Origin of the sequence: Terasakiella pusilla DSM 6293, from assembly GCF_000688235.1 — a bacterium.
Taxonomy (GTDB): domain Bacteria; phylum Pseudomonadota; class Alphaproteobacteria; order Rhodospirillales; family Terasakiellaceae; genus Terasakiella; species Terasakiella pusilla.
The window spans coordinates 167,499-178,158 of sequence record NZ_JHYO01000005.1 but is presented as its reverse complement, the minus strand read 5'-3'; the positions used below and the strand labels follow the sequence as shown (position 1 = coordinate 178,158).

General features: G+C 51.8%; 10 protein-coding genes. 9 read left to right on the top strand and 1 reads right to left on the bottom strand.

Translation table 11 applies throughout. The features are described from left to right. On the top strand, window positions 1-212 hold a 212-nt coding region (locus Q397_RS24620; protein ID WP_028878478.1), incomplete at its 5' end, for a transposase. A gap of 142 nt (window positions 213-354) precedes the next feature. Here the strand turns inward: Q397_RS24620 and Q397_RS21205 are convergent. After that, window positions 355-2,028 (bottom strand): DEAD/DEAH box helicase, encoded by a 1,674-nt coding sequence (locus Q397_RS21205; RefSeq protein WP_051609733.1) that lies wholly within the window; start codon window positions 2,026-2,028, stop codon window positions 355-357. A gap of 133 nt (window positions 2,029-2,161) precedes the next feature. Here Q397_RS21205 and Q397_RS0105095 point away from each other — a divergent pair, with 133 nt between their 5' ends. The 8 genes from Q397_RS0105095 (at window position 2,162) to recJ (ending at window position 10,659) form a co-directional block, all read left to right on the top strand. Further along, window positions 2,162-2,710, top strand: a complete 549-nt coding sequence (locus Q397_RS0105095; RefSeq protein ID WP_028878477.1) for a hydrolase — start codon at window positions 2,162-2,164, stop codon at window positions 2,708-2,710. An 18-nt stretch (window positions 2,711-2,728) separates the two neighbouring features. Beyond that, window positions 2,729-3,427, top strand: a complete 699-nt coding sequence (locus Q397_RS0105090; RefSeq protein WP_028878476.1) for an alpha/beta fold hydrolase — start codon at window positions 2,729-2,731, stop codon at window positions 3,425-3,427. Window positions 3,428-3,453: 26 nt separating this feature from the next. Then, window positions 3,454-3,981 carry a gamma carbonic anhydrase family protein gene (locus Q397_RS0105085; RefSeq protein WP_028878475.1) on the top strand — a complete coding sequence of 176 codons (528 nt, stop codon included), beginning with the start codon at window positions 3,454-3,456 and terminating at the stop codon, window positions 3,979-3,981. A gap of 100 nt (window positions 3,982-4,081) precedes the next feature. After that, entirely contained in the window at window positions 4,082-5,218 is a 1,137-nt protein-coding gene (locus tag Q397_RS23885) for an OmpA family protein (protein WP_028878474.1), read from the top strand. Window positions 5,219-5,355: 137 nt separating this feature from the next. Next, entirely contained in the window at window positions 5,356-6,552 is a 1,197-nt protein-coding gene (locus Q397_RS21195; RefSeq protein ID WP_038012873.1) for an LL-diaminopimelate aminotransferase, read from the top strand. Between the two features lie 41 nt (window positions 6,553-6,593). Further along, entirely contained in the window at window positions 6,594-7,886 is a 1,293-nt protein-coding gene (locus Q397_RS0105070; RefSeq protein WP_028878473.1) for a homoserine dehydrogenase, read from the top strand. A 9-nt stretch (window positions 7,887-7,895) separates the two neighbouring features. Further along, complete coding sequence (glpX, locus tag Q397_RS0105065) at window positions 7,896-8,879, top strand: class II fructose-bisphosphatase (protein WP_205618795.1); 984 nt, start codon at window positions 7,896-7,898, stop codon at window positions 8,877-8,879. Window positions 8,880-8,898: 19 nt separating this feature from the next. Then, the gene (gene recJ / locus Q397_RS0105060) at window positions 8,899-10,659 is read left to right on the top strand and encodes a single-stranded-DNA-specific exonuclease RecJ (protein WP_028878471.1); all 1,761 of its coding nucleotides are present in this window, start codon (window positions 8,899-8,901) and stop codon (window positions 10,657-10,659) included. The last annotated feature ends 1 nt before the right edge of the window (window position 10,660 follow it).

Below are 10,660 nucleotides of genomic sequence, written 5' to 3'. Positions count from 1 at the left end.
ACAAACGGCGCAAGGAAACTGTGGAACGCAGTTTTGCTGATGCCAAACAACTACATGGGCACCGCTATGCCCGTCTGAGAGGCCTGACTAAAGTGAAAGAGCAATGCTTGATGGCAGCCACCGCCCAAAACATCAAGAAAATCGCCCTCATCTTAGCCCGTCTCAGGTTTTTATGGCGATATTTACCCACTGGAACGCCCACATATGCCTGAAAATGAAGCAGTGGAGCAACCTGCTTAAAGAAATGTCCAACAGAACAAAAAAACACAACCTTATAGAAAATAACAAACCCCGCCAAAATTGACGGGGTTTGTCAGAGATCTGAGGCCTCCGATCTGTCGGAGGCCTTTTTCGTTAGGCGTTGTCTGTTTCAGGTGTTTCAGGTGTTTCAGGTTTTGCCGGTTCTTCTGCCGGACCTTCAACAATCTTGATTTCCTCGACCTTTTTCTTGGTGGTCGTGCGGCGCTTACGCGGTGCTTTAGGCTTCTCCGGCTTGTCAGCAGGTTTAGCTTCAACCTCCGTTGGCGCAGCTGTGGGTGTTTCTTCTGCAGGTGTTTCAGCAGGAGCTTCTTTTTTAGCGGGCGTTTTCTTTTTGGCAGCGGCGGTTGTCTTTTTAGCCGGTGCTTTTCTCGCCGTGGTTTTTCTGGTGGTCGCCTTTTTAGCGACTGGCTTTTCTTCTTCTTCCAATGTAATCGGACGCAGAAGGAAGGCCGGTGTATGTGTGCCCATCCCAATGATGACACCGTTTTCCGGTTCTTCCTGAACCTGAACTTCATCTTGAGAATCGTAGCGACGGTTTCGGGTGTTGCGACTGCGGCGATCCTGGTCTTGGTCGCGTTCACGTTCGCGTTTCGGATTGGCCTTCGGCGGACGGGCTTCTTTGTGTGTCGGTTCTTCCAGCTTTAAGTCAATGGGCGGGATTTTATTGCCGATCAATTTGACGATGGCACCGAGATATTTTTTATCTGACGGTGTGGACAGGCTCAGGGCCGTACCTTGTTTGCCTGCGCGCCCTGTACGGCCAATGCGGTGAACATAATCGTCCGCATTGCTGGGGAGGTCATAGTTGAACACGTGACTTAGGGCAGGAACGTCAAGACCACGTGCGGCAACGTCACTACAGACGAGGAACGTGATTTCGTCGTTTTTAAATTTATCCAGCGTTTCCATACGGGCGGATTGGGCCATGTCGCCGTGCATCTGGCCGGCATTAAAGCCATGCTTGTTAAGAGAGCGATAAACAATGTCCACATCGCGCTTGCGGTTACAAAAGACGATGGCGTTTTTAACGTCTTCGCTTTCAATCAGTTGGCGCAGCGCATCACGTTTTGTTTTTCCGTCAGTTGCTTTGCAATCAACCATCAGAAGACCTTGGCGCACGGTGTCCGCCGTTGTCGCCGGGCGGCTGACTGTGATCTCTTTCGGGTTCATCAGGAATTTGTCAGCAAGCTTTTTAATTTCTGGCGCCATGGTAGCTGAGAAAAACAACGTTTGGCGAATTTGTGGCAATAGAGAAACGATCTTTTCCACATCAGGGATAAAGCCCATGTCCATCATGCGGTCAGCCTCGTCAATCACGAGGATCTTTACGTCGCGCAAGAGAAGGCTGCCGCGTTCAAATAAGTCCAGCAAACGACCAGGCGTGGCGATGAGAACGTCTACGCCACGATCAATGATCTTCATTTGATCGCCCATAGATGTCCCGCCAATGAGCAGGGCCATGCTGAGCTTATGGTTTTTGCCATAGGTTTCAAAATTGTCGGCAACCTGCGCGGCAAGCTCACGGGTTGGGGCAAGGATCAGCGAGCGCGGCATGCGGGCACGGGCACGTCCTGACGCCAGAATGTCTATCATTGGGAGGGTAAATGAGGCCGTTTTCCCTGTCCCTGTTTGCGCACAGCCTAAAATGTCGCGCCCCATCAAAACCTGGGGGATAGCTTGTGCCTGAATGGGGGTCGGGGTTTCATATCCTGCGTCCGTGACAGCAGAGAGGAGCTTTTCAGTTAGTCCGAGATCGGCAAAATTCATTTACATTTCTTTCCACATATATGTTGGCGGGATATTAGGTAATTATCCGCAGAAGTCAATAATTATGGCACTTTCTCTTTGTTTGAAGATCGGTTAACGTGTCAAAAAAGGATAATTGAAGAAAGGCAGGCTTATGGCTTTACGCATGAAAGCAGAGAATAGTTTATTTGTAATTGTCGATGTTCAAGAACGATTGGCCCCCGCAATGTTTAAGGGGGAAGAAGCGATTTCTGCGAATGTAAAGTTACTTCAGGCCGCCACAATCCTGAATGTTCCGCATATCGTGACGGAGCAATATCCCGCCGGGATCGGGGGCACAGTGCCACAGCTTGCGGCCCATATGTCCAAGGAAAACGTGGTGGAGAAAATGAGTTTCTCCAGCATGGAGGAACCGGCCTTTGTTAAATCTCTGGAACTGTCGGACGCTCGCCAAATCGTTGTCAGTGGCATGGAAACCCATGTGTGCGTTTTACAAACAGTGTTGGACCTGATTGAAAAGGACTATCAGGTTTTTGTCGTCGAAGATGCGGTTGCCTCACGGACAGCAAAAAACAAAATGCTGGGGATTGAACGGATGCGTCAGGCCGGTGCGCAAATTGTTTGCGCTGAAATGGTGATGTTTGAATGGCTGGGCGTGTCCGGCACAGAAAACTTCAAGGCCATTTTGCCGCTTATTAAATAAAATCAAGATTATAATGATATGACAAAAGAAACCCTCATTCTGCTCCCCGGCATGATGTGTGATCGCAGCTTGTGGCGCCATCAGATTGAAAGTCTGTCTGTGACCTACGATGTTCAGGTCGCTGACTTTAGGGACGGGGCGAGCATAGAAGCCTATGCCGATAAGGTGCTGGAGGCGGCCCCGAAGACTTTTTCTGTCGCGGGTTTATCCATGGGCGGTTATGTGGCGTTTGATCTGGTCCGCCGTGCACCGGAGCGCATCAACCGTTTGGCGTTGCTGGATGTGTCGCCCTACGCGGATACAGAAGATCATGCGGCCTTTAGAAAATCCATCATGGAGTCGGCGCGCAATCAGGGGATGGGGGCGATCATGGAGATGCTGTTGCCCCGTCTGATCCATCCAAGCCGCATTGGGGATGAAGACCTGGTCGGGCAGGTCGATGCCATGGCCCATCGTGTTGGTGAAAATGTGTTTATTAAACAGCAGGAAGCCTTGTTGAATAGGCGCGACTGCTTTGCAGACCTCGGCGCGATCACCTGTCCGACAGTGGTTATTGTCGGGCGACAGGATCAATTGACCCCACTGAAGCTGTCGCAAAAAATGGTGGAAGCCATGAAAAACGCAAGTCTTGTGGAAATTGAAAATTGCGGGCACCTTTCCAGTATGGAGCAACCCGAAGCCGTGAGCGCGGTTTTGCGCTACTGGATGCAAAGTTAAAAGAAAAAATGAGAGGAAACAAAGAAATGAAACCGTTGCTAAGAAAATATAAAGGCATGGAACCAAAAGTCGATAAAACCGCCTTCATCGCAGAAAATGCGGTGTTGATCGGTGATGTGGAGATCGGCGAACATTCCAGCATTTGGTATGGTTGTGTTTTACGCGGTGATGTGCATGAAATTCGCATTGGCAAGCGCAGCAACGTGCAGGATGGAACAGTTATTCATGTGACGGCAAACCGTTTCGGTACGTATATCGGGGATGATGTACTGGTTGGGCATAATGCGGTCATTCATGGCTGTAGGCTGGAAGATGGCGCTTTTGTCGGCATGGGTGCGGTTGTGCTGGATGGCGCGGTTGTTGAAGGCGGGGCGATGGTTGCGGCTGGTGCGCTTGTCGCGCCGGGCAAACGGGTCAAGTCCGGGGAACTGTGGGGCGGTAATCCAGCAAAGAAAATGCGCGACCTCACGCCGGAGCAAATTGCGGGCTTGAAACTGGGGACGGATCACTATGTTGAGGTCGCAGCCAACTACCTTGAGGAAGAAAATTCGTAATTTTTATAATTTTGTATTAACCTTATGAGTTTATTGGTTTAGATTGCGGATAAAGAAACCGTGGATATATGCCAGTTGGCGAACTCAAGGGGAATTAAGTATGTTGGGTAAATCCTTTAAGAATAAACTAATGGCGCAGGCTGCTGTCTTGGCGGCACCGCTTTTGCTTGTTGGTTGTTCGTCCGTTCCCGATGCAGTTAATCCTGTTGAATGGTATCGTTCTTCGGTTGAGTATTTTTCCGACGATGAGGCGGAAATGGCGGAAGGTGCTGACAGCACAGCCGAAACCGTGTCCGAAGAGGCGGCACGTACCCTCCCCAAAAACGTTGAGCCGGGCTTTGTTGCTGCCAATTCGGCTGATCGCGGCTATAGCGAACCTGTGGCGCGTCAGGGCGAGGTTGTCAATGCGTTGACGGATGGCAAGTCGGTTGACGTTGCAGAGCAACCGCCAGCCCCTCAAGCTGCGCCGACTCAGTCTGTGACCACAAGTGAAATCGTACAAAACCAACCGACGCGTGCGGCGGTACAGGATCGTGTTGTCAGTCCGGCGACGTCAACTCAGCCCGTGCGTGATACGCGCAGTGTGAGTGAAGTTTATGCAGACAGTCTTGCACAGACTCGTCCGCTGGACATGAACGCACAGATGGGCAATGGTTATGATATGATGGATAACCAGTTCGGGACGGTTGTGATTTCCGGTAATGGGGTTATGCAACAGCCTGTTGGGAATACGTACCAGCCGACACAATTTGCATCGCTAAACAATGTCATGACAACCGATGTCCGTGATACCTATGCGCAGGCAATGTCCATTGAACCGGCAGTCGTCCTGAATGGTCAGGCGCTATCGCTCAACCAGTTTAATCCGGGTATGTTTACCGGGTCTTTTCAGGTGGCGACGATCCAGTTTGGTAAAGGGTCTGCAAATCTGACCGGCGAAGATGTTCGTATCCTGAAAGAGGTGTTGAACATTCACCGTCAACAAGGTGGTGTGATCCGTGTTGTTGGTCATGCAAGCTCCCGAACGCGTAACATGACGCAAGAACAGCATGTTGCTGTAAATGAAAAAGTTTCCCTTAATCGCGCGGACATGGTTGCACGTAAATTGCTGCAACTTGGTGTGACGGGGGATCGGCTTTATGTCGGCGGCGTATCGGACAGTCAGCCCCTCTATCGCGAGGTGATGCCGTCCGGTGAAGCGGGCAACCGACGGACGGAAATTTTCGTGGATTACTGATTTTTTTAAAAATCCACCCTAATTCAAATTTTAGGCTTTCCGTTTTGCCGGACCTGTGTTCTAAAACAGAGGTGCGCTCCTTATACGGAAAGCCTATTTTATTTTAAAACCCCCAGTTAGAAAGGTCTCTCGAGGTCATGGAACAAGAGTTTCACCGCATTAAGCGTCTGCCCCCATATGTTTTTGCTGAAGTAAATGCGATGAAGGCAGCGGCGCGAGCGGCGGGGGAAGATATTATCGACTTTGGCATGGGCAACCCGGACAGCCCAACCCCGCAACATATCGTCGATAAACTCGTTGAAACTGTCAAAAATCCGAAGGCGCATGGATATTCCGTTTCGCGCGGGATTAAAGGTCTGCGCAATGCAAACGCAGCCTATTATGAGCGTCGTTTCGGTGTGACCATTGACCCGGAAACGGAAACAGTTGTCACACTTGGGTCAAAAGAAGGGCTGGCGAACCTTGCGTCTGCAATTACGACGCCCGGTGACGTCATTCTGGTGCCGAACCCAAGCTATCCGATCCACCATTTTGGGTTCATGATCGCGGGCGCATCTGTGCGTAACATCCCGGCTATCCCGGGTGAAGATATGATCGAAGCGTTGAAGCGCGCGGTTCAGCACAGCTTGCCGAAGCCGTCTGCCATCGTTTTGAACTACCCAAGCAACCCGACCGCCTGTGTGTGTGATCTCGGTTTCTATGAAGAGATCGTGGATTTTTGTCGTGCGCATGGCATCTGGATCCTGTCCGATCTGGCCTATGCTGAAATTTATTTTGATGACAACCCACCGCCCAGCATCCTGCAAGTTAAAAATGCGTGGGACGTTGCTGTTGAATTTACGTCCATGTCCAAGACCTACTCCATGGCGGGGTGGCGTATTGGCTATGCGACCGGTAACAAGCAACTGATCGGTGCGTTGACCCGTATTAAATCCTATCTGGATTATGGCGCATTTACACCGGTTCAGGTCGCTGCTGCAGCGGCTTTGAATGGCCCGCAAGACTGTGTTGATGAAATTCGCGCGCTTTACAAACAGCGCCGTGATGTGTTGATTGAAGGGTTGGCGCAAGCTGGCTGGGATATCCCAAGCCCGCCCGCAACCATGTTTGCGTGGGCACCTATCCCTGAGAAATTCGCGCATTTAGGCTCGCTTGAGTTTTCCAAACTATTGCTGAAGGAAGCACAGGTCGCTGTGGCTCCGGGCGTTGGTTTTGGGGAACATGGCGAAGGCTATGTGCGTATTGGTCTGGTTGAAAATGTCCATCGGATCCGTCAGGCGGTACGCAACATCAAGACGTTTATGCGCAACCACAACGCTGGCGAAGCGCTTTAACTCATCCTTCCTTTTTATACCTAGAATATTGTAAGTGAACCATGGACAAGCCTATTAAAATTGCCATTGCCGGCCTTGGTACTGTTGGTGCCGGTGTCATCAAAGTTTTGAACGATAACGCGGAGGCGATCGCAGCACGTTGTGGTCGCACGATTGAAGTGTCGGCAGTCAGTGCACGTGATCGCAATCGTGACCGCGGTGTGTCGTTGGATGCGATGACATGGTATGACAATCCGGTTGAAATGGCGGCGGATGAAAATGTTGACGTTGTCGTGGAATTGATCGGCGGCTCGGACGGGATTGCCAAGGCGATGTGTGAAGCGGCGATTGCCAATGGAAAACACGTCGTAACAGCCAACAAAGCCTTGATCGCACATCATGGGACGGCCCTTGCAAAAGCGGCAGAAGCCCAAGGCGTCAGCCTGTCTTATGAAGCGGCGGTCGCGGGTGGTATTCCCATCATCAAGGCGCTGCGTGAAGGCTTGGCAGGGAATACGTTTAACCGTGTGTACGGTATCCTGAACGGGACTTGTAACTATATGCTGACCAATATGCGTGAGACAGGTCGTGACTTTGACGTCATCCTGTCTGAAGCGCAAGAACTTGGGTATGCTGAATCTGATCCAAGCTTCGATGTGGACGGGATTGATGCCGCTCATAAGCTAGCGATCTTGAGCAGTGTTGCCTTTGGATGTGAAGTCGATTTTGACGGGGTGCAGGTGGAAGGGATCCGCCATGTCTCCCCGATCGATATCGACTTTGCAGAAGAACTGGGCTATCGCATTAAGTTGCTGGGCATCACATCTTGTCAGGATGGTCGTTTGGAACAACGTGTCCATCCGTGCATGGTCTCTAAAGAGACACCGATTTCCCGTGTGGAAGATGTGTTCAATGCGGTTGTCGTTGAAGGTAACTTTGTTGATCGTTGCGTCTTTGAAGGCCGTGGGGCAGGGGAAGGCCCGACCGCATCAGCTGTGGTTGGTGACCTTGTGGATATTGCCCGTGGGCTGGTTGTGCCGACATTCTCCACACCTGCGGAGAAATTGGTGAAAATGGAATCAGCTTCTCTTGCGCGCCATCAAGGGGCTTACTATGTGCGTCTTATGGTGCTGGATAAGCCGGGCGTATTTGCGGATGTCGCAAATGTGTTGAAGCGCAACGAAGTTTCTATGGAAACGATTGTTCAACGCAACCGCGCACCGGGCGGTCATGTGCCGTTGGTTCTGACGTTGCACGAAACAAATGAGACTGCAATGCTGAAGGCGCTTGAAGAAATTGATGCACTGGATAGCGTTGTTGAAACACCAAGGATGATCCGCATCGAAGACTTTTAAAGGAATCTGATGATGGCACAATTAGGTGGGGTAAACCGCAATCTGGCTCTCGAAGCTGTGCGGGCAACCGAAGCGGCGGCGATTGCCTCTTCTTCCGTGATGGGCCGTGGGGATGAGGAGTTGGCAGACAGATCTGCCGCTGAAGCCCTGCGCACGGCCTTGAACGGGATGTATATCGACGGTCGTGTCGTCATCGGTGAAGGTGATGAGGACCACACGTCCGTCTTATTTACGGGCGAAAAAGTGGGGACAGGTGAAGGGGCGAAAATCGATTTCGCCCTTGAACCGCTAGAATGTATCACGTCGGCTGCCAAGGGTGGGCCGAATGCGCTGTCTATCGTTGCGATGGCAGGACGTGGGCAATTGTTTCAGGCGCCCCCTGTCTATATGAACAAAATCGCTGTTGGTGGCGGCTTGCCGGATGGGATCATTGATCTGGATGCGACACCGGAAGAAAATCTACGTGCCATTGCGGACGCTAAAGGGTGTGAAGTTTCTGATCTTGTGGTCTGTGTGTTGGAACGCCCCCGCCACGAAGCGATTATCAGCAGCATCCGCGAGACGGGTGCGCGCATTAAATTGATCCCGGATGGGGATGTTTCAGCCGTCATCGCGACGAGCCAACAGCAAAGTGGCATTGACGTCTATATCGGTATCGGCGGCGCGCTTGAGGGGGTATTGGGCGCTGTTGCGCTTAAATGCATCGGCGGGCAGTTTCAAGGCCGTTTGGTCTTTCGTAGCCCGGAAGAACGCAAAATTGCACATGATATGGATATCGAAGACCTCGATAGGAAATATGCATTGGACGACCTGGTAAAAGGCAATGTGATGTTTGCCGCAACCGGTGTGACGGATGGGGCGTTGCTGCGCGGCGTGCAACGGGTGGGGAGCTATGCCCAGACCCATTCGCTGGTTATGAACTCCCAAAGTGGGACTGTACGGTTTGTTGAGGCCCATCACGACCTTGACCGCGCCGGTATCTTAGAACTCTAGAACAAAGACGAAGTAGGATATGGATTACCTTCTGAATGTAGAAAAATCCGTTTCCGGTAAAAGATGGGTTGGGCGTGCGTATGACGAACGTACCGCCATGGCATTATCGCAACGCCTTGGTGTTTCCGAACTGACCGGACGGGTAATGGCGGCACGTAATGTGACGCTGGACGACGCACAAACGTTTCTCAACCCCACTTTGCGCGACCTTTTGCCGGACCCGAACCAGTTTCAAGGCATGGCAGACGGTGTCGCCCGTGTGGCTGAGGCTATCCAGAATCAGGAGCTTATCGCCATTTTTGGGGATTACGACGTGGATGGTGCAACGTCGTCTGCGCTCTTTCGACGGTTTCTCAATGGGGTGGGGGCTAAATCCACGATCTATATCCCTGATCGTATGACTGAAGGCTATGGTCCCAATGTGGATGCCATGGATGTGTTGAAGAAACAGGGCGTCGATGTCATTGTAACCGTGGATTGTGGGACAACATCGTTTGAACCGTTGGCCCGTGCGGCTGAGTTAGGTATGGATGTCATCGTGGTTGATCACCATGAGGCCGAAGTGAAATTGCCAGAGTGTGTAGCGCTGATCAACCCCAAGCGGTTGGATGAAGATGGCCGTTATGGGCATCTGGCAGCCGTGGGAATGACCTTTATCTTTGCGGTAGGGATCAACCGCGCACTGCGTGAGGCTGACTGGTTTAAGGAGGGACGTAACGAGCCTGATCTGCGCTCTTTGCTGGATCTCGTGGCTTTGGGGACTGTTTGTGATGTGGTTCCCTTAAAGGGCTTGAACAGAGCTTTTGTGATGCAGGGGTTGAAGGTTATGGCCCGTCGGGGGAACGCAGGGCTAGCCGCCCTTGCCGATACGGCTGGTGTGAATGAACCACCCGAAGCTTATCACGCCGGATATATTCTGGGGCCGCGGGTTAATGCTGGCGGTCGTGTTGGGGAATCATATTTGGGGGCAAACTTGCTGTCCACCGACAATGCTGGATTAGCGGCAGAGATTGCTGCGCAACTGGATGGGTATAACGCAGAACGCAAAGAGCTGGAACAGCTCGTACTGGATGAAGCGATCACCCAAGTCGATCAGCAGGATAATGGTAGCTTTATTATCGCCGTAGGCGAGGGCTGGCACCCCGGTGTGATCGGGATTGTCGCGTCGCGCCTAAAAGAGCGTTACAGCCTGCCAGCATGCGTTATATCGCTTTCTGAGGGCAAAGGGCATGGATCTGGCCGTTCGGTAACAGGTGTTGATCTGGGGACGGCGATTATTGCGGCGCGTCAGTCAGGCTTGCTGGTCAAAGGTGGTGGACATGCGATGGCAGCAGGTTTCACGGTCTCTCAAGACAAACTGGAAGAGTTTAAGGCCTTTATGGTAGATCGGATCGGAAGTCAGATCGAAGAACAGAATGTGATCCCGACCTATAGCTGCGATGGCGTGATTTCCCCAAGCGGCGTTACGCCTGCGTTGGTGGAAGAACTTGAACAAGTCGGTCCATTTGGGGCAGGCAATGCCCAGCCACGCTTTGTGTTGGGCGATGTCACCGTCCAGCGTGCAGATGTGGTCGGGCGTGATCATGTGCGTTGTTTTTTAAGTGATCAATTTGGTGTGCGTCTTAAGGCAATTGCGTTTCGTGCATTGGATAGCGAACTGGGGCAGGCCCTGTTGCAACATAATGGTCAAAAATTGCATATTGCGGGTCGTTTAAAGCTGGATACGTGGGGCGGCGGGACGTCCGTACAGATGTTAATTGATGATGCAGCACGTGCTTAAT